The organism is Mycobacterium sp. NGS11 (assembly GCF_059813315.1).
The window spans coordinates 102,953-125,790 of the sequence record NZ_JCALEJ010000013.1; the positions used below are offsets into that span (position 1 = coordinate 102,953).

The 22,838-nt window shown below is 67.1% G+C and carries 16 protein-coding genes and 1 pseudogene; 8 read left to right on the forward strand and 9 right to left on the reverse strand.

Annotated features, from left to right (window positions below):
• Positions 1-67 precede the first annotated feature (67 nt).
• Positions 68-1,453 (forward strand): amidase, encoded by a 1,386-nt coding sequence (locus AC5Y4T_RS16455; RefSeq protein ID WP_499921155.1) that lies wholly within the window; start codon positions 68-70, stop codon positions 1,451-1,453.
• Between the two features lie 27 nt (positions 1,454-1,480).
• Here AC5Y4T_RS16455 and AC5Y4T_RS16460 read toward each other — a convergent pair whose 3' ends face one another.
• Positions 1,481-2,005 carry a DNA-deoxyinosine glycosylase gene (locus AC5Y4T_RS16460; protein ID WP_499921157.1) on the reverse strand — a complete coding sequence of 175 codons (525 nt, stop codon included), beginning with the start codon at positions 2,003-2,005 and terminating at the stop codon, positions 1,481-1,483.
• A 40-nt stretch (positions 2,006-2,045) separates the two neighbouring features.
• Here AC5Y4T_RS16460 and AC5Y4T_RS16465 point away from each other — a divergent pair, with 40 nt between their 5' ends.
• Both AC5Y4T_RS16465 and abmR read left to right on the forward strand, forming a co-directional pair.
• Positions 2,046-3,167, forward strand: a complete 1,122-nt coding sequence (locus AC5Y4T_RS16465) for an adenylate/guanylate cyclase domain-containing protein (RefSeq protein WP_499921159.1) — start codon at positions 2,046-2,048, stop codon at positions 3,165-3,167.
• Positions 3,168-3,499: 332 nt separating this feature from the next.
• Positions 3,500-4,081, forward strand: a complete 582-nt coding sequence (gene abmR / locus AC5Y4T_RS16470; RefSeq protein WP_499921161.1) for an ATP-binding transcription factor AbmR — start codon at positions 3,500-3,502, stop codon at positions 4,079-4,081.
• A 29-nt stretch (positions 4,082-4,110) separates the two neighbouring features.
• Here abmR and AC5Y4T_RS16475 read toward each other — a convergent pair whose 3' ends face one another.
• The 5 genes from AC5Y4T_RS16475 to AC5Y4T_RS16495 form a co-directional block, all read right to left on the reverse strand.
• The gene (locus tag AC5Y4T_RS16475; RefSeq protein WP_499921163.1) at positions 4,111-5,985 is read right to left on the reverse strand and encodes a serine/threonine-protein kinase PknH/PknJ; all 1,875 of its coding nucleotides are present in this window, start codon (positions 5,983-5,985) and stop codon (positions 4,111-4,113) included.
• A 172-nt stretch (positions 5,986-6,157) separates the two neighbouring features.
• The gene (locus AC5Y4T_RS16480; RefSeq protein ID WP_499921165.1) at positions 6,158-7,339 is read right to left on the reverse strand and encodes a BTAD domain-containing putative transcriptional regulator; all 1,182 of its coding nucleotides are present in this window, start codon (positions 7,337-7,339) and stop codon (positions 6,158-6,160) included.
• 124 nt (positions 7,340-7,463) lie between these two features.
• Complete coding sequence (locus tag AC5Y4T_RS16485; RefSeq protein WP_499921167.1) at positions 7,464-7,808, reverse strand: DUF732 domain-containing protein; 345 nt, start codon at positions 7,806-7,808, stop codon at positions 7,464-7,466.
• A 143-nt stretch (positions 7,809-7,951) separates the two neighbouring features.
• Positions 7,952-9,847: an ABC transporter ATP-binding protein gene (locus AC5Y4T_RS16490; RefSeq protein ID WP_499921169.1), complete on the reverse strand. Its 1,896-nt coding sequence runs from the start codon at positions 9,845-9,847 to the stop codon at positions 7,952-7,954.
• Positions 9,844-11,610: an ABC transporter ATP-binding protein gene (locus AC5Y4T_RS16495; RefSeq protein ID WP_499921171.1), complete on the reverse strand. Its 1,767-nt coding sequence runs from the start codon at positions 11,608-11,610 to the stop codon at positions 9,844-9,846. The genes AC5Y4T_RS16490 and AC5Y4T_RS16495 overlap by 4 nt, the downstream gene beginning before the upstream one ends.
• A 182-nt stretch (positions 11,611-11,792) precedes the next feature.
• On the opposite strand from AC5Y4T_RS16495, the gene AC5Y4T_RS16500 reads away from it, so the two are divergent.
• Both AC5Y4T_RS16500 and AC5Y4T_RS16505 read left to right on the forward strand, forming a co-directional pair.
• Positions 11,793-12,350 carry a DUF3558 domain-containing protein gene (locus AC5Y4T_RS16500; protein ID WP_499921173.1) on the forward strand — a complete coding sequence of 186 codons (558 nt, stop codon included), beginning with the start codon at positions 11,793-11,795 and terminating at the stop codon, positions 12,348-12,350.
• Positions 12,351-12,358: 8 nt separating this feature from the next.
• The gene (locus tag AC5Y4T_RS16505) at positions 12,359-12,919 is read left to right on the forward strand and encodes a DUF3558 domain-containing protein (RefSeq protein ID WP_499921175.1); all 561 of its coding nucleotides are present in this window, start codon (positions 12,359-12,361) and stop codon (positions 12,917-12,919) included.
• 27 nt (positions 12,920-12,946) lie between these two features.
• Here the strand turns inward: AC5Y4T_RS16505 and AC5Y4T_RS16510 are convergent, their stop codons facing one another.
• Both AC5Y4T_RS16510 and AC5Y4T_RS16515 read right to left on the reverse strand, forming a co-directional pair.
• Entirely contained in the window at positions 12,947-13,450 is a 504-nt protein-coding gene (locus tag AC5Y4T_RS16510; RefSeq protein WP_499921177.1) for a SixA phosphatase family protein, read from the reverse strand.
• Between the two features lie 16 nt (positions 13,451-13,466).
• A complete protein-coding gene (locus AC5Y4T_RS16515) occupies positions 13,467-14,837 on the reverse strand; it encodes an HNH endonuclease signature motif containing protein (protein WP_499921179.1) in 1,371 nt (456 codons plus the stop codon).
• Between the two features lie 239 nt (positions 14,838-15,076).
• Here AC5Y4T_RS16515 and AC5Y4T_RS16520 point away from each other — a divergent pair, with 239 nt between their 5' ends.
• The 3 genes from AC5Y4T_RS16520 (at position 15,077) to AC5Y4T_RS16530 (ending at position 20,188) form a co-directional block, all read left to right on the forward strand.
• Positions 15,077-16,228 (forward strand): metallophosphoesterase family protein, encoded by a 1,152-nt coding sequence (locus AC5Y4T_RS16520; protein WP_499921180.1) that lies wholly within the window; start codon positions 15,077-15,079, stop codon positions 16,226-16,228.
• On the forward strand, positions 16,225-18,843 hold the full coding sequence (locus AC5Y4T_RS16525; protein ID WP_499921182.1) for an AAA family ATPase: 2,619 nt from the start codon (positions 16,225-16,227) through the stop codon (positions 18,841-18,843). Before AC5Y4T_RS16520 ends, AC5Y4T_RS16525 begins: the two co-directional genes overlap by 4 nt.
• Positions 18,844-18,943: 100 nt before the next feature.
• Positions 18,944-20,188, forward strand: a complete 1,245-nt coding sequence (locus tag AC5Y4T_RS16530; protein ID WP_499921185.1) for an alpha/beta hydrolase — start codon at positions 18,944-18,946, stop codon at positions 20,186-20,188.
• Here AC5Y4T_RS16530 and AC5Y4T_RS16535 read toward each other — a convergent pair.
• A pseudogene (locus AC5Y4T_RS16535) lies at positions 20,175-22,838 on the reverse strand (ABC transporter substrate-binding protein); the annotation flags it as partial. The gene AC5Y4T_RS16530 and the pseudogene AC5Y4T_RS16535 sit on opposite strands and share 14 nt — an antisense overlap.

Genomic DNA, 22,838 nt, shown 5'->3' on the forward strand with positions numbered 1-22,838 from the left:
GTTGCCGCGTCATGGCGGCGCCGAGACCAGTCGGGGTCTGCCACGATTGGCGGGATACGCTGCCGCGATGGACGATCTCGCCTTCGCAGGCGCGGCTGCACACGCGCGCATGCTCGCCGACGGTGAACTGACCGCGCCGGAGTTGCTCGAGGTCTACCTGGAGCGGATCGCGAGGCTGGACGCCCAGCTGCGCTGCTACCGAGTGGTGCTCGCCGACCAGGCTCGGTATGAGGCCGCGGCGGCGCAGGAGCGCCTTAATGCGGGCGAGCGGCTGCCGCTGCTCGGGGTGCCCATCGCGATCAAAGACGATGTCGACGTCGCCGGCCAGGTGACGACGTTCGGCAGCGGCGGTCACCGGCCCGCCGTCACCTCCGACGCGGAGGTGGTCCGCCGGTTGCGTACCGCTGGCGCGGTGATCATCGGCAAGACCAATGTGCCCGAGCTCATGATGCTGCCCTACACGGAGTCGACATCCTTCGGAGCCACCCGTAATCCGTGGAATCTCACCCGCACTCCGGGCGGCAGTAGCGGCGGCAGTGCCGCCGCGGTCGCTGCCGGATTGGCTTCCCTGGCATTGGGATCCGATGGGGGCGGGTCGATTCGCATCCCGGCGACCTGGTGCGGTCTGTTCGGCCTGAAGCCACAACGCGACCGCGTGTCGCTGGAGCCGCACGACGACGCCTGGTACGGGCTGAGCGTCAACGGCCCGATCGCGCGAACGGTGATGGACGCCGCCGTCTTCCTGGATGCGACGTCGACGCTGCCCGGTCCCGAAGGCGAGTTCGTGAGTGCGGCGGGGCGCAGTCCCGGCCGGTTGCGAATTGCGTTGAGCACCAAGGTTCCAACCCCGCTGCCGGTCAGGGTCGGCAAGGCGGAGTTGACGGCGGTCGACCAGGCCGGCGCCTTGCTTCGCGACCTCGGCCATGACGTCATCACCGCCGACCCCGAATATCCGATTTCGACGATGGTCACCAACTATCTGCCCCGCTATTTGCGCGGTATCTGCGACGACGCGGACGCCCTCGCCCACCCGGAGTGGTTGGAACCGCGCACCCGCACCATGGCCCGCTTGGGGTCTTTCTTCTCGGACAGGCGAATGGAGGCCATCCGGGCGAACGAGGGCGCCGTCGTCTCGCGGATTCAGGCGATCTTCGACGATGTCGACGTCGTCGTCACCCCCGGGACCGCGACAGGCCCGTCCCGGATCGGTGCGTATCAACGCCGCGGCGCCGTGTCGACGCTGCTCAGGGTGGGACAGTACGTTCCCTACCAACAGGTTTGGAACCTGACCGGACAGCCCGCGGCAGTGGTGCCGTGGGACTTCGACGGGGACGGCCTGCCGATGTCGGTCCAACTCGTCGGCAGGCCATCCGACGAAGCGACCCTGTTGTCGCTGTCGGCGCAGATCGAAGCGGCTCGCCCGTGGGCCGTTCACCGGCCGCCGGTGTCATAGTCTCGCGCTCGCGATCACGCGCTGGGTCTATGGGCGGTGACCCGCTTCGCCCGGCTGCGCCGCGCTCGCGATCACGCGCCAGGCCGCCAGCTTGGCACCCGACCGCATCGCGTTGGCCGGGCTGGTCGACGGCAGGCGCTCATACCGGATCCGATCGGGCGCCTCCGCCAGCCGAGCGAATAGGCCGGCGGCCTTGGCTCCGTTGAAGTACACCGTCGTAATGGTCGGATGCTGCGCGAACAACTCATCAAAATCGTTGATGGTCAAACTCTTTGGCTCGATCGCCGAGTCCGCGCTGCCGACCCGCCGGCACGCGTGAAGCACATCCCAAAGCGCGACACCATGGGACTGCAGGGCCGCCACCCGTCTGTCGTAGGGTGCGGTCGCGTCGAAGCCGAACAGTTCACCGGTGATCGCCCAGAACGCATTGCGGGGATTGGCGTAGTACTGGCCCGCCGCCAGTGATTGCGCGCTGGGAAACGAACCCAGGATCAGCGTCCTGGCGCGCTCATCGACGACCGGCGGGAACCCCCGCAGCAGCGGTGTGCTCATCACCTCACATCATCGCTTGCCCGCGTTGTACGTTTGCGAAGTGCAGGACGGGGCCGACGACAATATCGACGAACTGCTGGAGGGACTCGAGGGGAGCGCACGCACCGAACGGGCCGAGCTTGTGAAATGGCTGTTAGAGCAGGGCGTGACCGCCGACGAGATCCGCGCGACGAATCCGCCCCTGCTGCTGGCCACGCGCCACCTCATCGGCGACGACGGCACCTACGTGTCCACCCGCGAGATCAGCGAGTCCCACGGCATCGACCTTGGGCTCTTGCAACGCGTGCAACGCGCAATCGGCCTGGTCCGCGTGGACGACCCCGACGCCGCGGTCCACATGCGCGCCGACGGTCAAGCCGCCGCCTTCACCCAACGGTTCGTGGAGCTGGGACTGGATCCCGAACAGCTGGTTCTGGTAGTCCGGGTGCTGGCCGAGGGCCTGTCGCGGGCGGCTGAGGTCATGCGGTACACGGCGCTTTCGGCGATCATGCGGCCTGGTGCCAGCGAGCTCGAAATCGCCAAGGGTTCAAAGGCTTTGGTGACCGAGATCGCGCCCCTGCTGGGCCCGATGATCGAGCACATGTTGTTCATGCAGTTGCGGCACATGATGGAGACCGAGGCGGTCAATGCCGCCGAGCGCGCGGCCGGTAAGCCACTTCCCGGAGCCCGCCAGATCACCGTCGCGTTCGCGGACCTGGTCGGCTTCACGAAGATCGGCGAGGCGGTGTCGCCCGAGGAGCTTGGGCACCTGGCCAATCGGCTGGCGATCCTCGCGCGGGACATGACCGTGCCTCCCGTGCGCTTCATCAAGACCATCGGTGATGCGGTGATGTTCGTCTGCCCCGATCCGCTGCCGTTGCTCGACGTCATCCTCAAACTCGTCGAAGCCGTCGACACCGACAACGACTTTCCCCGATTGCGAGCGGGGTTGGCCTCCGGCATGGCGGTGAGCCGGGCCGGAGACTGGTTCGGCAGTCCGGTCAACGTGGCAAGCCGCGTCACCAATGTGGCGCGCCCAGGCACCGTCCTGGTCGCGGATTCGGTCTGGGACGACATCGGCGACAACGGTCAGTTCTCCGCGTCGTTCGCCGGCGCCCGTCACCTCAAGGGCATCAAGAACGAGGTGAAACTCTTTCGCGTCCGGCGGGGCAACGGCGACTGACGAGACGCTGTCCAGCCGGCCAACGGCGTCCACACATGGGCAGGCCCGGCGCGACTCTAGGGGGCGTCTGACTCCGTCTTACGCGTGTCCTACGCGGCCGGATTCCTACCCCGTGTTCCGGCACTTCGAATTGGTCGCTTCCGGGCCTGCTTCGCCACCCAAATTTACGCCGTCGAACAGCCCAGATCAACGGGTTTCCCCGGTCGGCTTCTGTCCTCGGGACGCCCCTTGACCGGGAAGCGAACCGCCCGAGGCGGCTGCTTCTCTGGTCCGTTGTTCGCCGCCGGTGAAACGCTGTTTCCCTAACGTTGTAACGGTGTAATCATGTAATCATGAAAGCTCATCACGCACATAGGCGCTACGGCCGGCCCGGGGGCTGGCAGCAAGCCCAGCAGCCCGACGCCAGCGACGCCGCGGAATGGTTCGCCGGACGTCTTCCGGATGGTTGGTTCGACGGCGACCCCACGGTGGTCGTGGACCGCGAAGAAATCACCGTCATCGGGAAGCTCCCGGATCCGGCGAGCACCGAAAGCGAAGCGAGCGAGGCCCGTGCGGCCGGGCGAGCTTCACGGTTCCGCGAGGACACCCGGTCCGAGCGAATGCACATCGCCGACGAAGCGCAAGATCGATACGGTCGCAAGGTTTCCTGGGGTGTGGAGGTCGGCTCCAAGACGGGCACCGAGCGAATTCTGTTCACCCACATCGCCGTTCCGGTCATGACGCGGCTGAAGCAGCCCGAACGCCAGGTGCTGGACACGTTGGTCGATGCCGGTGTGGCCCGCTCCCGCGCCGACGCCCTCGCGTGGTCGGTGAAACTGGTCGGTGAACACGCCGACGAGTGGCTGGCCAAATTGCGCGACGCGATGTCGGCGGTCGACGACCTCCGCGCGCAGGGGCCTGACCTTCAGTCGTGACCGAGCCGCCGCCGTAGCGGCGCGGCCGGTCAGCCTTCCGGCTTCTCGGCGTCGATCTTGGTGACGATCTTGTCGGCGATCTGGCCGCCCTGGTCGCTGATGTGGTACCCGCACGCGTTGATGTCGACGACCACGTTGTTGGCCACGCTGAGCGCGCGCTGGCACTCCCAGCCGTCCGCGGCCTCCTGGGTGTCCATCAGGGTTATTTTCGGTGGGGCGCCCTGAACCTGGGCGAACGTCCACCGATAGGTCTTGTTCTTGTTGGTGACGGTCACCGTTTTTCCGGCGCAGCCCTTCCATTTCTCCGCGGAGTTCTCGACGAAGCTTTTGGCCTTATCGGCGGACGGGAACAACACGACGGCCTGGTTGACCCAGTGATCGTAGTTATCGCCCGCCTCCGAAGACACCAGTCCGCTCACCGCCGAGTAACCGGTGCCCGCATAGACCGGATCCTGGGTGGTGTAGAGCGCGCCCTGGCAGTCGGGCACGGACACCGTCACCGAGGAGGTATCCGTCGACGTGATCGGTTTGCCCGGCTGCATCGATGACGAGCCCATCACGGTGTTGACATCGGCGGGGCTGAGCAGCAGTCCGCTGAGGCGTTCGGGACCCAGCGGCGCGGCCTGGGGTGGTTCCGGTTTGGGCCGAACCACCAGCCAGATACCCACCCCACTCGCGATGACCACGAGCACCACGGCGACGGCCGCAACGATGGGCCAGACATTGCGGTGCGGCTTGGGCGCGGGCTGACCCCAGGGCGTCGAGCTGGTGAACTGTGGCGGGCCGCCCCAATTGGCATTGCCGCCTTGGTAGTAGGGCGGCGCGGGCTGTCCGGCCGACGGGATCGGGCCGCTGGTGGGGGTCCACGATTGAGCGCTCTGCGACGGTATCGGACCGGAAGTGGCCGCCGACGGCGGATCGAATGGCGATGGCGGCGGTGTGTTGAACGTGGGCTGGTACGCCGGCGGAGGCGCCGCGGCGGCGTGGGCCTGCGCGCCGGGGAATTCCGCGGTGGGCAGTGCGGCTTCCTGGCTGCGGCGCAAGATGGTGGCGGCGCGGTCTTGATCGGGGTTGCTGAGCGCTTCCTTGGCGGCCAGGGCCAAGTCGCCCGCGCTGGCGTAGCGGTCCTCAGGCTTTTTGGCCATGCCGCGGGCGATCACCGCGTCGAAGGCCTTGGGGACGCCCGGGCGCTGCTCGCTGGGCGCGGGGATGGGGTCCATCATGTGGGCGGAGACCAGGACGCCCGCGCTGTCGGCCCGATAGGGCGGGGATCCGGTCAAGCACTCGAACAGCACGCAGGCCAGTGCGTAGATGTCGGCACGGTAGGTGACTTCTGCGTCGGAAAACCGTTCTGGCGCCATGTATTTCCAGGTGCCGACCGCGGTGCCGAGCTGCGTGAGCTTCTCGTCGGTGGTGGCGCTGGCGATGCCGAAGTCGACCAGGTAGGCGAAGTCGTCGCGGGTGACCAGAATGTTCTGCGGTTTGATGTCGCGGTGCATCACCCCGGCGGCGTGGGCGGCGTCGAGCGCGGAGGCGATCTGGGTGATGATGGCGACCGCGCGGGGTGGGGTCAGCGGGCCGAAGCGTTTGAGCACGCTGTCCAGGTCGGTGCCCTCGACCAAGCGCATCTCCAGAAACATCTGGCCGTCGATCTCGCCGTAGTCGTGCACCGGCACCACGTGCGGTTCCTGCAAACGACCGGCGGTGCGGGCTTCGCGCTTCAACCGCTCGCGAAACACCGGGTCTCTGCTGAAGCTTTCGGAGAGAAGTTTGACCGCAACCGTCCACTCCTTGACGGTGTGTTCGGCCTCGTAGACCTCACCCATGCCACCGCGGCCCAGCAGCCGCTTTAGGTGGTAAGGGCCGAACATCGACCCCGCCCGTGAGGACTGCTCGTCACTCATTCCTCATCCTTCCAACCCAACCCCTGGCCCGCCGGTCTCATCCGAGACTTTGCGGACCGACACATGATCGCAACCGTGACTGAGCAATCATGACGGTAAGCGCGCAGGCGTCCCACCGCACGATAACGGGAACAATTGCCGCTCGTGTCAGCGCGGGTCGGCTTGCCGGGGGCTATCCCTCGTCGCCGTTGTCAGCGGCGATCTGGAAGGTGAACACGCGGTCGCAGATGCGGACGCGGTCGCCGTCTTGCAAGGTCGCGGCCGAGCGGATTCGTTGGTCCTGCACGTGCACGCCGTTGGAGGACCGCAGGTCGTCGATGATGTAACCGGTTCCGGTATCGACGATGACGGCGTGGTGGCGACTCACCTTGGGGGAGTCCAGGACGATGTCGTTGTCGCCAAGCCGCCCAATCGTTGTCGACCCGTGCAGCGGATACCGGCGGCCGGACGGCTCGTGCAGATAAGCGACGGCTTTGTTGTCTGACGTGTATTGCTCGAGCACGGTGATCTCGACGGCCGCGGTCGTCATGGCGTTCTTCTTGGCGTCCAGCGGTTCTTGGCGCAGGATCCGGTCATTGAGGGTCCGCAAATTCTGGCCCGGGTCGATTCCGAGGTCATCGGCAAGCGACTTCTGCACGCGGCGGTAGGCCGCCAGCGCATCGGATTGGCGATCGGTGAGGTAGTAGGCGGTCATCAACTGAGCCCACAGCTGCTCGCGGTAAGGATGTTCTGCCGTCAGGGCTTCCAATTCGGCGATCACGGTAGCGGCGCGTCCGCAGGCGATTTCGGCCTCGGCTTGCGCCGTGTGGGCCAGCACCTTCTCCTCGATGAGGGAAGTGGTGAAGGCGTTGACGAAACGGAAGTCTTCCAGGTCGGCGAGCACCGGGCCGCGCCATTCGGCCAGGGCGGCCGACAGGTGCCGGCTGGCCTGCTCGAAGCGGCCCGCGGCTATCGCGTGCACGCCGGCGGTCTTTTCGGCGGTGAAGCGGTCGAGATCGCAGGCGTCATTGGGGATATTGAGCCGATAACCCGGCGGCGCCGCGAACAACACCGTGCGCGAGTCGACGCCGGCGCCGGTCAGCAGCTTGCGCAGGTTGGACACGTACGAGTGAATGCTGGCTCGCGCGCCCGACGGCGGCGACTCGTCCCAGAGCGCGGTGATGAGCCGGTCGACGCCGACCGGGCTGTTGCGGTTGATCAGCAGCATGGCCAGCACCGCCCGCTGTTTGGGCGTGCCCAACGGCACCACAGCACCGTCAACGCTCATCTGTAACGGTCCGAGCAGGCCGAAGTCGAGACGTTCGTCCGCCATCGCGCTTACCAGCCTTTCCCAGTACGCGGCGTCGGATGCCATGAGGTCACTTGTGTGATTGTGACGCCAAGTGCGCGGATTCGTTGACGATCCCGGCAAACCACCGTGCTGAAATGTGTTCTGACGCAGCGTGAAGCGCGAGTTTGCTCCAGTGCCTGTTGATCGCCTAGGCGGGCTGGCCGGAGAATTGCGGGCAGTAGGCGTTGGTCGCCGCGGCCACCAGGCCGGCCGCCTGCGGGGGAGTCAGGTTGGTGTGGCGGAAGATCTGGACGGTGACGGCGGTCGGGGTCTGTCCGGCGGCCAGTTCGGTGCACACCTGGTGGCCCGCTCGCACGGCGGCTTGCGTCGACGGGAAAGTGACGCCGAGGCTTTGCATCTGGCCCAGGAACGCCTGATCGGCGGTCTGAACTGACATCGCTGCTGCGGTGCCGGCCATGCCGACGGCCCCAAGCCCGATGGCGGCGGTGCCGATGGCGGTGCTGGCCATTGTGATGATGCGGCGGGAGAACATTGCTGCCACCCCTTTCAAGTGCGTTACCGAGTAGGACGATCCCAGGGTTTCGTTTGTTCCGTGGTGTCTTCTCAATAACTTCTCGGTAGCGATCGCGACCGCTTATCATTTGCTTTTCTCCGGGCGCCCGCCGACGCGCGGCGTTACGCCTGAGTCATCGCGTAGTACGCGCCGTGGCGCGCCAGCAGCTCGGCGTGATTGCCCTGTTCGACAATCCGGCCGGCCTCGACCACCAAGATCCGGTCGGCATCGCGGATCGTCGAAAGCCGGTGCGCGATGAGGAAACTCGTGCGATCACGACGCAGCTCACACATCGCGTGCTGGATAAGCGCCTCGGTGCGGGTATCGACCGAACTGGTTGCCTCGTCGAGGATCAACAATTGCGGCCGCGCGAGAAATGCCCGCGCGATGGTGATCAGTTGCTTTTCCCCGGCGCTGATGTTGCCGCCGTCGCCGCTGATTCGGGTCTCATAGCCGGCCGGTAACGTTCGCACAAAACGGTCGACGTAGGCGGCCTTGGCGGCGTCGAGAACCTCGTCCTCGCCGGCGTCGGGGCGACCGTAGGCGATGTTCTCCGCGATCGTCCCTTCGAAAAGCCAGGTGTCTTGGAGCACCATGCCGATTCGCGACCGCAACGACTGGCGGTCCATCGTGGTGATGTCGACACCGTCGAGCAGGATCTGGCCCGCGTCGACGTCGTAGAACCGCATCAGCAGGTTCACCAGCGTGGTCTTGCCCGCCCCAGTCGGACCGACGATCGCCACCGTGCTGCCAGGTTCGGCGACCAAGGACAGGTCCTCGATCACCGGGGTGCCCGGGCGGTAGGCGAAGCTCACGTGGACGAATTCCACGCGGCCACCCGGCTGCGGGGTGCTCGCCGGGCCCGGTTGGGCGAGGGGCGCCGGGGATTCCTCGGGTTCGTCGAGCAGCGTGAAGACGCGTTCGGCGCTGGCGGCCCCGGATTGCAGGGTGTTGTACATCCCGGCCAACTGGTTCAGGGGTGAATTGAATTGCCGCACATACTGAATGAACGCCTGGATGTTGCCCAGGGTGATCTGGCCCGTGGCGACCTGCAGACCGCCCACCACGGCGACGGCGACGTAGCCGAGGTTGCCGATGAATGTCGTCGCCGGCCCCACCAGCCCGGAGAAGAATTGAGCGCCGAAGCTCGCGTCGTAGACGTCTTCGTTGAGGGCGCGGAATTGCTCGCGCGCCGCGGCCTGGTGGCCGAACGTGGTGACCACGGTGAAACCGCTGTAGGTCTCCTCGATGTGGGCGTTGAGGCGGCCGATGCTGGTCCACTGTGCGACGAACAGCCGTTGGGAACGTCGCGCGATCGCCCGCGTCGCCAACAATGACAACGGCACCGTCAACACCGTGATCACCACCAGCAGCGGCGAGATGGAGAGCATCATCGCCAGCACCGCCACCACGGTCAGCACCGCTGTCAGCAGCTGGCTGATCGTCATCGACAACGACGATTGGATGTTGTCGATGTCGTTGGTGACGCGGCTCAGCACTTCACCACGCTGACGTCCGTCGAAATAGGACAGCGGCAACCGGTGAATCTTGTCCTCGACATCGGCACGCAGCGCCACCATGGTGCGCTGCACGGTGACGTTGAGCAGCCGGGCCTGCGCCCAAATCAGCACCGCGGAAACAAGATAAAGGCCCAGAGCCAGCGCCAGGGTCCGGGCGACAGCACCGAAGTCCACGCCGTGGCCGGGCACCACGTTCATTCCCGACAACAAGTCGGCGAAAGTGTTGGCGCCTCGGCTGCGTGCGGCGGCGACGGCCTGCGCCTTGGTGATTCCGGCCGGGAGCTGACGCCCGATGACGCCGTTGAACAGCAAATCGGTGGCATGCCCCAGGATTCGCGGGACGACCACCCCGATCGCCGTGCCGGTGATTCCCAACGTGATCACCGCGACGCACAGCCGCCGTTGCGGCGCAAGTTGTTTCACCAGGCGCGCGGACGAGCCCCAGAAGTCACGCGAACGGGTGGCGGGTGCGGCCCGACTGGCTGCCGCGCGGGTCACGGCGTGCCCCCGGCTTGGCCCGAGCGCACGGCACCGACCGACTGCGAGTCGGCGAATTCGGCGTAAGTAGTGCAGTCGGTCAGCAGTGATTCGTGCGTGCCCGCGCCCACCAGGTTCCCTTTGTCGATCACGATCACCTGGTCGACTTTCGCCGCGATGGAGATACGTTGGGTGACAACGATGATGGTGGCATTGCCGGCAGCCTCCTGCAGCGAGGCGCGGACACGGGCGTCGGTACGCGCGTCGAGCGCGGCGAACGAGTCGTCGAATAAGTAGATCGCCGGGCGGCGGATCACCGCCCGGGCGATCGCGAGCCGTTGCCGCTGCCCGCCAGAGAAGTTGATGCCGCCTTGCGCCACGCGCATGTGTAGCCCGTCATCGTGGGCTCGCACGAAATCGTCTGCGGCGGCTACCCGCAACGCTTCCCACATCTGTTCGTCGGTGACTTGCTGGTGCGGTACGGCGCCGTAGCGCAGGTTGTCGGCAACCGTGCCGGCAAACAGGTAGCCGCGCTGGGGCACCAGCCCGATCGCCGACCACAACCGCTCGGTCCGGTAATCGCGGACGTCGATGCCGTCGACCGTGACGGCTCCGCCGGTGACGTCGTAGAGCCGGCAGATCAGCGAGACCAGCGTCGACTTGCCCGAGCCGGTGCTGCCGACGATGGCGGTGGTGGTGCCGGGCAGCGCGGTCAGGGAAATGCCCTGCAGCACTGGCCGATCGGCGCCAGGATAGGTGAACGTCGCGCCGGCCAAACGCACCGTTCCGGTGATCGCGCCGCGCGGGGATCGCGGATTCGGGGGATCGGTGACGGCGGGGGATGTGGCAAGTACCTCGGTGATCCGCTCGGCGCAGACGGCGGCCCGCGGCAACACCACCAGCGTCATCGTCGCCATCAACACCGCCATCAGGATCTGGGTGAAGTAGGCCAGGAAGGCGGTCAATGAGCCGACCTGCATCTGGCCGCGGTCGATTCGCAACCCGCCGAACCAGATCAGCGCGACGCTGGACACGTTGATCGTCAGTGTCGTGACGGGCAGCATCAACGCCTGCAAGTTGCCCGCCGTCAGGGCGGTCGTCGACAACGCGGTGTTGGCGCGAGCGAAGCGGTCACGCTCGAAATCTTCGCGGGCGAACGCCCGGACCACCCGGACGCCGGCCAGCTGGTCGCGCATCACCCGGTTGATGCCGTCGATCAGGCCCTGCATGCGGCGCAACAGGGGCAGCATGCGCGACATCACCAGGTAGTTGGCGACCGCCATGATCGGCACGCTGACCAACAGCAGCCACGTCAGCGCCGCCTCCTGGCGGACGGCCATGAAGATCCCGCCGAGGCACATGATCGGAGCCGTCACCAGCACCGTGCCGGTGATCTGGACCAGGTATTGGATCTGCCGCACGTCGTTGGTGCTGCGCGTCAGCAGCGTCGGAGCTCCGAATCGGGCGGTCTCGGGCTCGGAAAAGGTGGTGACGTGTTCGAACACCGCGGCCCGCAGGTCGCGTCCGAAGCCCATCCCGGTGCGCGAGCCGAAATAGACCGCTCCGACCGAGCACAACACCTGCAACGCGGTGACCCCGAGCATCACCATGCCGAGCCGGACGATCGTGGCGGTGTCGCCCTTCGCAACGCCCTGGTCGATGATGGCGGCGTTGACCGTCGGCAGATACAGCGACGCGAGGTTGCTGATCAGCTGCAGCGCCATCAGCACCGCTACCAGCCGGCGATACGGCTGGATGTACTGGCGCAGCAGTGCCAGGAGCATTGGGTAACTGTCGCATACCGTCCGCCCGGGCGTCCCGGCCAACCGCCGGACCGTCGAAGTCCGCGCCACACTTGTTGGCGGCTTCGAATTACCTGCTCAGGCGCGTCGGTGGTTGACCCGCTGGGCTGCCGCTACAGTGCATCGTGTGGACCAGCAGCGGGTGGAACGGAAGCAGGGTAGCGGTGCGGCGTGACACGAGGGCGCTGGCTCTTGTGGCGTCAGCATTGACGATCCTGATCTCCGCGCTCGCCGGCTGCTCGGATTCTGGCGGCAACAAACCGGGGGCGACGGCGTCGTCGACGCCGCAGAACGGCCAGGGCAGCCATGGTGCGATGTTCCCGCAATGCGGCGGCATCAGCGACCAGACCGTAGCGGAGCTCACCAAGGTCAGCGGACTGATCAACACCGCCCGCAACTCCGTCGGGTGCCAGTGGCTCGCGGGCGGCGGCATCCTCGGGCCGCACTTCTCCTTCTCCTGGTATCGCGGTAGCCCCATCGGACGCGAACGCAAGACCGAGGAACTCTCGCGTGCCAGCGTCGATGACATCAACATCAACGGCCACGGCGGTTTCATCGCTGTCGGCAACGAGCCCAACCTGGGCGACTCGCTGTGCGAGGTCGGCATTCAGTTCCAAGACGACTTTATTGAATGGTCAATCAGTTTCAGCCAGAAGCCGTTCCCGCCGCCGTGCGACATCGCGAAAGAATTGGCCCGTCAATCGATTGCGAACTCGAAATGATGGGCGCGATGCGCGCCGAATCGCGCAGCGGAAGGACCGCCCGCATTGCCGCGGCGGTAGTGATCGCCGCGTTGCTGGTGTTGACCGGCTGTTCCCGCTCGATTGGCGGCAACGCGGTCAAGGCGGGTGGCAATATGCCCCGCAACAACAACTCCCAGCAGCAGTATCCGAACCTGCTCAAGGAATGCGAGGTCTTGACCAGTGACATCCTGGCCAAGACCGTGGGTGCGGACCCGCTCGACATTCAGAGCACGTTCGTTGGTGCGATCTGTCGCTGGCAGGCGGCCAACCCAGCAGGCCTGATCGACATCACCCGGTTCTGGTTCGAGCAGGGCAGCCTGTCCAACGAGCGCAAGGTCGCCGAATTCTTGAAGTACAAGATCGAGACGCGTTCGATCGCCGGCATCGACTCGATCGTGATGCGGCCCGACGACGCGAACGGTGCGTGCGGCGTGGCCAGCGACGCGGCCGGGGTGGTCGGATGGTGGATCAACCCGCAGGCGCCGGGCATCGACGCGTGCGGGCAGGCCATCAAGCTGATGGAGCTGACGCTGGCCACCAACTCCTGATCGCGGCTCAGCGCGGCACCTCGAACCTCAGCGCGGAACCGCGAAGTCGATCAGCGTCGCCACGCCCAGTTCCAACGCTTTCCACGCGCTCGGCACGGTGAGCACCGCGATCGCCGACGTCGGAAACTTGGCCGTAATTCGTTCGGCTGCAGTGGAATTCGTACCTTCGGCATGACCGAGTCCCAGCGCCAGCGCCGACATCGTTGGTTCGTGCCCGATGACCAGCAGCGTGCCGACGGCGTCGTCCACCGTGTTGATCTCGTCGATGACCGTGCCCGGCGTGGTCGCATACAGGCGATCGCTGTATCGCACCGGCGCATCGATGCGGGTGTTCCGTAACGTCTCGCGGGTGCGTGTCGCAGTGGAGCACAACACGCCGTCGATGGCGGGGGCGTTCGCGCGCAGCCAGTCGCCGGCCAGTCCGGCCTGCCGGATGCCGCGGGGCGCCAACGGTCGATCGTGGTCGGCGACGCCGGGCGGGTAATCGGACTTCGCATGCCGCATCAGCAGCAGGGTGCGCTGGCCAGTCACGAGCAATCAGAGTAATTCAGTGCGGCGGCACATCGTTGTCATCACCATCGCCGTCGAGCAGCTTTTCCGGATGGTGGAAGGTGTTGGTTCGGGGTCGGCCCCGTTCGAGGTGCGGAGGTGGAATCCATTGGGTATCGCCTTTGGCGTTTTTGCGGGTCATCCAGCCGCCGGGTCGTAGGAGGCGGTGATGGGGTCCGCAGGCGAAGGTGAGGTCGTTGATGTCGGTGGTGTGGCAGGTGGCGTAGTCGGTGACGTGGTGGACTTCGCTGTAGTAGCCGGGCACGGTGCAGCCGGGGGCGCTACAGCCGCGGTCCTTGGCGTACAACACGATTCGCTGGCCCGGTGAAGCGAGTCGTTTGGTGTGATACAGCGCCAGCGCCTTGCCCTTGTCGAAGACCGCCAAATAGTGGTGGGCGTGGCGGGCCAGGCGGATCACATCGCTCATCGGCAAGAGGGTGCCGCCACCGGTCAGGCCGCGCCCGGCGGCGGCCTCGAGCTCTTGGAGTGTGGTGGTGACGATGATGGAGGCCGGTAAGCCGTTGTGCTGCCCGAGTTCTCCGGATGCCAAGATGCCGCGCAGTGCTGCGTTGAGTCCGTCGTGGTTGCGCTGGGCCGCCGATCGCGGGTCGTGTTCGATGGCCTCTTGGGTGGGTGCGCCGTCGATGCAGGGGGTGTCGTCGAGGGGGTTGCACATGCCCGGCGCGGCGAGTTTGGCCAAGACGGCTTCCAGGGTGGCGCGGGCCTCGGGGGTCAGCCAGCCGCGCAGCGCTGACATGCCGTCGGCTTGCTGGTTGCCCAGCATCAGGCCGCGCTGACGCGCCCGGTCCTCGTCGCGGTAGGTGCCGTCGGGATTGAGGCAGTCGGCGAGCGTCTTGGCCAGCGCCGCCAGTTGTTCTGGCCGAAACCGGCTGCCCTCCTTGGCCAACCGCGCCTCGGCCTGCTCGCGGGTGGCGGCGTCCACCCAGCCGGGCAGGCGGTGGTAGAACGTGCGGATCACCGCCACCTGGCCCGCGCCCAGCGTGCCGTCGCGTTGGGCCGCGGCGGTGGCGGCCAGGGCGGGTGGGATCGGTTCGCCGGTCAGGCCGTGGCGCGGGCCCAGGTCGCGTGCCTCGCTGATGCGTCGGTTGGCTTCGGTGCGGCTGATCAGGGTGGCCTCGGCGATGGCATGGGCCACTGTGCCGCCGAGCTCGAGGGAGGGGGCTTGGCGGGCCAGGGAATTGATCAGTGGATGCTCGACGGCCGGGATGCGCCGGCGTTGCTGTTCGCAGCGCTGTAACACCGCCAGCAGTTGGCGCGAGTTGAGCGCGTCGAGGTTCAGCGCGCAGGCGCGATCCCAGGCGGCATCGAGCGCGTCGAACACCGCGTCGACATCCTGCTGATCACTCACACCGCCAAACTAGCCACGCCCACCGACAAAAGCCGGGCCCGAATCGCCATAGATTCACACTCGCGCAATTCATTTGGAATTCGTGACCGCCCCCGCTCGACGCGCGGCACAGGCCCAGGCCGATCTCGCGAGATTCTCTGACCAAGACCTGCCGACCGAGGTCCCGCGTCTTGTCGGTGCGCAGACCTAAACTCGCGATGCCCTGGTAAACACACACTTCGAAGGGGGGTCAAGCGGGCATGCGATTTCTGCACACAGCCGACTGGCAGCTGGGCATGACCAGGCACTTCCTCGCCGGTGACGCGCAGCCGCGCTATTCGGCGGCGCGCCGCGACGCGGTCGCCGGTCTGGGCGCGCTGGCCGCCGAAGTCGGCGCCGAGTTCGTCGTGGTTTCGGGTGATGTCTTCGAACACAATCAGCTTTCGTCCAAGGTGATCGGGCAGTCGCTGGAAGCCATGCGCGCCATCGGAATTCCGGTGTACCTGTTGCCGGGCAACCACGACCCCCTGGACGCCTCATCGGTGTACACCAGCACACTGTTCACCGCCGAGCGTCCCGAAAACGTCGTTGTGCTCGATCGGGCCGGCGTGCATCAGGTGCGTCCCGGGCTGGAGATCGTCGCCGCGCCGTGGCGGTCGAAGGTGCCGACCACCGACCTGGTCGCCGACGTCCTCGACGACCTGCCCGCAGCCGCAGTTACCCGCATCCTCGTCGCGCACGGCGGTGTCGACGTCCTGGATCCCGATCGGGACAAGCCCTCGCTGATCCGGCTGGCAAAGGTCGACGACGCGCTGAGCCGCGGCGCGGTGCACTATGTGGCGCTGGGGGACAAGCACTCACTGACCCAGGTTGGCGACAGCGGCCGGGTTTGGTACTCCGGCTCCCCGGAAGTCACCAACTTCGACGACGTCGAATCGGATCCCGGTCATGTTCTGATCGTCGACATCGACGAGGCCGACCCCCAGCGGGCCGTCGCCGTCACGCCGCGGCACATTGGCAGCTGGCGGTTCGTCACGATGCACCGACAGGTCGACACCAGCCGCGACATCGCCGACCTCGACATGAACCTCGACCTGATGACCGAGAAGGACCGGATGGTGGTTCGCCTGGCGCTGACCGGTTCACTGACGGTCACCGACCGCGCCGCGCTCGATTCCTGCCTGGACAAATACGCGCGCCTGTTCGCCCACCTGCGCACGTGGGACAGCCACACGCAGCTGGCGGTGATGCCGGCCGACGGCGAATTCAGCGATCTCGGCATCGGAGGTTTCGCCGCCGCGGCGGTCGAAGAGTTAGTGGCGACGGCGCGCCAGGAGGACTCCGCGACCGCCGTCGACGCGCAGGCGGCGCTGGCGTTACTGCTGCGTCTCACCGACCGGGGCGTGGCGTGAAGCTGCACCGGCTGACCCTGACCAACTACCGCGGCATTGCGCACCGCCAAATCGACTTCCCCGACCACGGCGTCGTGGTGGTGTGCGGCGCCAACGAGATCGGCAAGTCGTCGATGATCGAAGCCCTGGACCTGCTCCTGGAAGCACGTGACCGCTCGACGAAGAAGGAAGTCAAGCAGGTCAAGCCGACCCACAGCGATGTGGGCTCGGAGGTGTCCGCAGAAATCAGTTGCGGCCCTTACCGTTTCGTATACCGCAAGCGCTTTCACAAGAAGTGCGAGACGGAGCTGACGGTAATCCGGCCGTGCCGCGAACAGCTGACCGGCGACGAAGCCCACGAACGGGTCCGCGCGATGCTGGCCGAAACGGTTGACAGCGACCTCTGGCACGCCCAGCGGGTTCTGCAGTCGGCCTCGACGGCTGCGGTGGACTTGTCCGGGTGCGACGCGCTCTCTCGAGCGCTTGACGTGGCCGCCGGAGACAGCGGGGGGCTTTGCGGCACCGAGCCTTTGCTCATCGAACGCATCGATGCGGAGTACGCGCGCTACTTCACGCCGACCGGACGGCCGACGGGCGAATGGGCGGCCGCGATCACCCGGCTGGCCGACGCCGAGGCCGCGGTCGCCGAGTGTGCGGCCGCCGTCGCCGAGGTCGACGACCGGGTAGCTCGCCATGCCGTGTTGACCGACCAGGTGGCCGACTTCTCGGAACGCCAAATCGCCGTCGCGCCGCGGCTTGCCGCCGCGCAGGGGGCCGCCGACGAAATCGCGGCGCTGGCCGCGCAGCGGCGCGAAGCTGAGCTTGTCGCCGAGGCCAGTGCCGCCACCGCGGCGGCGGCCAACGGCGCCCACACCGCACGCCGGCAACTGCTCACCGAAATCGACGCGCGCGCCGGCGCCGTGGCCGAAATGCAAACGCAGGCGAGGGAAGCCGACGAAGCCCAGGCCGCGGCCCATGCGGAGGCCGAAGCGGCCGGCGCCGCCCTGCAACGGGCCACCGAGGCCCTTGCCGAGCTGCAACTCCGGACCGAATCGGCGCGATGCAAGGTCGACCAGCTCGCCAACCGCGAAGAGGCCGACCGGTTGACCGCCCGGTTAGCGAAGATCGACGCCATCGAGCGGGATCGCGTGCGGGTCTGCGCCGAGCTCAGCACCATCGCCGTCACGGAGGCGGTGCTGCGACGAATCGAGGACGCCGCGGCCGCCGTCGACCGCACCGGCGACCAGCTGGCGCTCACCTCGGCGGCCATCGAATTCAGCGCTGCAGCAGACATTCAACTGGTCGTCGGCGGCCGGGAGATCTCGCTGCGGGCCGGACAAAGCTGGTCGATAACCGCCGCCGGGCCTACCGCGGTGGAGGTTCCCGGCGTCCTGACCGCCAAAGTCACGCCGGGCGCGACCACGCTGGACGTGCACACCAAACATGCTGTGGCACAAGAGGAATTGGCCGCGGCGCTGGCGGCCGGTGAGGTGAGCGACCTCGCCGCGGCGCGATCCGCCGATCAGCGTCGCCGCGAGCTGCAGAGCACCCGTGATCGGCTCGCCGCGACGCTGGCCGGCCTGTGCGGTGACGAACAGGTTGACGCGCTGCGGTCGCGGCTGGTGCAGCTGCGTGACGACCTCGCCGGGACCGAACCCGTTCTCACGGATATCGACGCCGCCCGCGCCGAACTCGCCGCGCTCCTGCAGGCCCAGGCGGGCGCATCGAGCGAATGCGAGGCCCACCGCCAGGCCGCCACCGCAGCCGCGGCCGGTCTGGCTGAATTGTCAACGCGGGCAACGGTTCTACAGAACACATTGGATACTCAGCGCGCGGAGCTGGACGCCGCTTCCGAGCGGCTGGCGGCCGAACGCTCCTCGGCCGGTGACGACGAGCTCGCGGCCTCTTCGGCTACGGCGATGGCCGCGGCGGAGGCCGCGCGACAACGCGTCACCGAACTCGCCGACGCGCTGGCCGCGGCCGCGCCCGATGCGGTCGCGCGCGAATTGGCCGATGCCAAGAGGGAAGCCGACTCGGTGCGCGAGTGCTACGAGGAAGCCGCCCGCGCGCTGCGTGAGGTCACCATCGAACTCTCGGTGTTCGGCGGTGAGGGACGCCAAGGCAAGCTCGACGCCGCCCAGATCGAACGCGAGCACGCCGCCGCCGAACACAGCCAGGTAGGTGGCCGCGCGCGGGCTGCGCAGCTGCTGCGCTCGGTCATGACGCGCCACCGCGACACCACCAGGCAGCGTTACGTCGAGCCCTACCGCGCGGAACTGCAGAGGCTCGGCCGCCCGGTGTTCGGCCCGAGTTTCGAGGTCGACATCGATAGCGACTTGTGCATCCGCAGCCGCACCCTGAATGGCATCACGGTGCCGTACGAATCCTTATCGGGTGGCGCGAAGGAGCAGCTCGGCATCTTGGCGCGGCTGGCCGGCGCCGCCCTGGTCGCCAAGGAGGACGCCGTCCCCGTGGTGGTCGACGACGCGCTCGGTTTCACCGACCCGGACCGGTTGACCAAGATGGGGGAGCTGTTCGACACCGTGGGAACCCACGGGCAGGTGATCGTGCTCACCTGTAGCCCCGATCGCTACGACGGTGTCAAGGGCGCGCACCGGATCGTGCTCAGCGCTTAGCCGTGGTGGCCGCCCGCCGGCCGGTGCCGCTGGTCAGGTCGATTCAGTGCGGCGCGCTGTCGCCTTGCCTGCAGAATGGGCTCATGGTGGATCCACGCTGATGACGATGAACGCGAAGCGCAGCCGGATACAGGAGAAGCTGGCGGAACTGCCGGGCGTACGGCCGGTGCGCCGGCCGATCTCCCCGCACAGTGCCGAAGAGTTCGATCTGTACTACGTTCGCGCGGGCCGCAAATCCGCCCAACCGCTGGTCATCATTCCCGGGGGGCCGGGAGTCGCCTCGGTGCAGATGTACAAAGGGCTGCGGCGGCGCGCCGCGGCGTCCGGTCTCGACGTCATCATGATCGAGCACCGCGGGGTGGGCATGTCGCGCCACGACGATTCGGGCGGCGATCTGCCGCCGCAATCGATGACCGTGAACCAGGTGGTCGACGATGTGGTCGCGGTGCTCGACGACGCCCAAGCCGAGTCGGCCGTCATCTACGGGGCGTCCTACGGCACCTACATCGCGGCGGGGGTGGGGGTGCGGCATCCGCGCCGGGTGCGCGGCATGGTGCTTGATTCACCGCTGCTGTCGCGGCACGACATAGTCATCGTGCGCCGCGCGATCCGCCGGTTGCTGCTGAAGGGCGACAGCCCCGAAACCGCTTCGGTAGCACCGAAAATGCGCAAACTCGTTGACGCAGGCGCCATGGATGCGGCGGCAACACAGGTCGTCGCGACGATCTACGGCTATGGCGGAACCGACCTGCTCGAGCGGCAACTCGACCTACTCCTCGATGGCCGAAAATTGCTGTGGTGGGCGCTGTCCCGGTTCAACACCCTGAGCAACCTGCCTTTCCGGTACGAAGAGGATCTGGTGAGCCGCATTGCGTTTCGCGAGCTGGACTATGCGGCCGAACCCGACGGCTTACCACTCGATCCCGCGGTCGCCGAAAGCCGGGCACGCACGCACCGGGTGACTTTCGAGGACGAGCCCTATGACCTGCCGGCCGAGATGCCGAAATTCGACTGGCCCACCGCGGTGGTCTCTGGAGGCCGTGACCTGATCACCCCGCCGGCCGTCGCGCAACGTGCCGCGTCGCTGCTGCCCAATGCGGTGCTGCTGAGCTTGCCGAACATGGCACACAGCGCGCTGGACTTCCGTGAGCCCGTGGCGCTGGCCAGTGCCGACGCGGTTCGGCGAGGTGACCTCAATGGTCTTGCGGCACAGGCATCGGCGTTGGACGCGCTGCCGCCGCGGCCAGAGGTGCAGCTGCTGTGGAAGGCGCTCGGGGCGGCGGCGGTCATCGAGGGCGCCCTGCCGATCCCGAACCGCCTGCGGCGGCGGCTCAACTCCGCGTGAAACCGATGGCGGTGTAGTCGAGGTCGGCGAGACCGGCGGCGCCGAAATTGGCGAGCGAGCTGCGCACCGCGACATCACCGGGCGACTGGGTCAGCGGAAGGCTGAATCCCTGCGCCCAGATCATCTTGTCCAGATCGTTAGCCAATGCACGCGCCTTGGCCGGATCGAGTTCTTCGAGTGTGTTCTCGATGGCGGCGTCGATCTGCGCGCTGCCGATCTTGCCGAAATTGCTCTCCCCGTCGGACTTGTAGATCTGGGTCAGTGCCGAGAGCGGGAAAGCGTCTCCGAGCCAACCGAATTGGGCCATATCGAAATCGCCGACGTTAATGTAGTTGGTGAAGAAGCCATTGCCCGACCGGGAGACGAGTTCGAGCTTGACACCGATCTGGGCGAGGCTGTGCTGGGCGATCTGGGCGAACTGTCGGCTGCCCTGGGCGTCGTAGAACAAGTCGCGGATGACCAGCCGCCGGCCGTCCTTCTCGCGGAACTGCCCGACCCGCTTCCAGCCCAGCGCGTCAAGCTCTCGGTCGGCCGCGGCCGGATCATAGGGCAGGACCGAGCTGTTGTCCTGATAGCCCTGCTGCCCGGCGACATAGATGTGATTGCCCAGTGCCACAGGGTCACTGGTGAGCCCGTACTGGACGACCTTGGCGATGGTCTGCCGGTCGATCCCCTTGGCCACCGCGACGCGCAGCGCCTTGTCGGCCAGGATCGAACCCGGGGCGCCGTTGAACGTGAAGTGCGACCAGGCCGGGGCGGGCGCGCGCCGGATCGAGATTCCCTTGGTGCGCTGCGCGATGGTCAGCTGGTCGATCGTGCCGACTCCGGTGGCGTCGATCGTGTTGTTCTGTAAGGCGGGCAGCCGCGCGGCATCGTCCAGCACCAGGTAGGTGATGCTGTCCAGGCGGGGCCGCGCGCCCCACCATTTCGGGTTGCGGCTCAACACGATCCGCTGGGTGGTCCGATCCAGTGACGAGACGACGAAGGGGCCGGCCGACGGGCCGGGGCCCTCCAGTTGGCCCTTGTTGAACGCCTCTGCGGTGGCGGTCACGCTCTTGGGCAGCAGCATTCCGTTGCCGGCGAACATGCCGCGCCATTCGGCGTAGGGCTTGGCGAACGTCATGACGGCCTGGCGGTCGTCGACGCCGCGGGTCACCGACGCGACGCGGTCGGCACCGCTGGGCCCGGCGATCTCGAACGCCTTGTCGGCGCCGCTCAGGGCGTGGATCTGGCTGGCGATGTCCTCCCAGGTGATCGGCGTGCCGTCGGACCACACCGCCTTGGGGTTGATCGTGTACGTAACCACCTGCGGCGCAATGCCGGTGAGCTCGATGCTGGTGAAGTAGTCGGTGTCGACCGTCGTCGAGCCGTCGGGCCCGATGACGAACGCCCGGGGCAGGGTGGCCTTCATTATCGCGGAGACGTCGACCGAGTTGCCGTCGATATGCAAGACGTTGAAGTTCGGCGGAAATTCGGTCAGCGCCAGTCGCAGGTCGCCGCCGTCTCGCAGGGTGGCGGGGTCACGCGGGTTGACGTCGCTCGTCGCGCCGATCTGCGCGTTGTGGCCGGTCTCCGGAATCAAATTGACGGCCGGCGAACAGCCCGCGAGCGCAAGGGCCATCGCGAGAAGCACCGCGGCGACCCGCGCACCCTCCTTAACCGCCCGCCTAGGCACGTCTGCCCGGATCCGGTTGCGGCACCGCGTTCAGCAGCCGCCGAGTGTATTCGTGTTGCGGGTCGGCGAAGACCCGGCGGCTGTCGCCCTGCTCCACGATCGCGCCGGCATACATCACGACGACGTCGTGCGCCAGGTGTTTGACGACCGAAAGATCGTGGGAGACAAACAGATAGGAAAGACCCAATCGCTCCTGTAGGTCCAGGAGCAGGTTGATGATCCCCGCCTGAATGGACACGTCGAGCGCGGAGACCGGCTCGTCGAGTGCGAGGATCTTCGGTTGCAAAGCCAGCGCGCGGGCGATGCCGATGCGCTGCTTTTGCCCGCCGGAGAATTCGGCGGGGTAACGGACGGCGTCGGCACGACGCAGTCCCACGATGTCGAGCAGTTCGGCGACGCGCACTTTGGTACACCCCTTGTCGAAACCGTTGGCCCGCAGGGGCTCCGCGAGCAGATCGAACACCGGTAGCCGTGGGTCGAGCGAAGCGACCGGGTCCTGAAATACGACCTGGATGTCGCGCCGCAGCGATCGCCTGCGCGAGGCGCTCAGCGCGGTGACATCGGTGCCCAGGACTTCGATCGAACCCGACTGCGGCCCGGCCAGTTCCAAGATCTCGTGCAGGGTGGTCGACTTGCCCGACCCGGATTCGCCGACGATGCCCAGGGTGCGGCCCTGCCGCAGTTCGAAACTGACGCCGTCGACGGCGTGAACCGCACCGGCGCTGCGGCGGAACACGCCTTTGGTCAGCCGATAGGTCTTTGTCAGATCACGCACCCGGACGACGACCGATGTGTCAGCGGGTTCCGCTTGCCGGGCTTCGGTGCTGACCCCGTAGATGTCCGCGGCGCTGCGCCCGTCGACCTCGTCGGTGCGGATGCAGGCGGCCCGGTGATCGGCCCCCACGGAAAGCAATACCGGCTCCTCGAGCCGGCATTCGTCGATGGCCAGCGGGCAGCGCGGAGCGAAGGGGCACC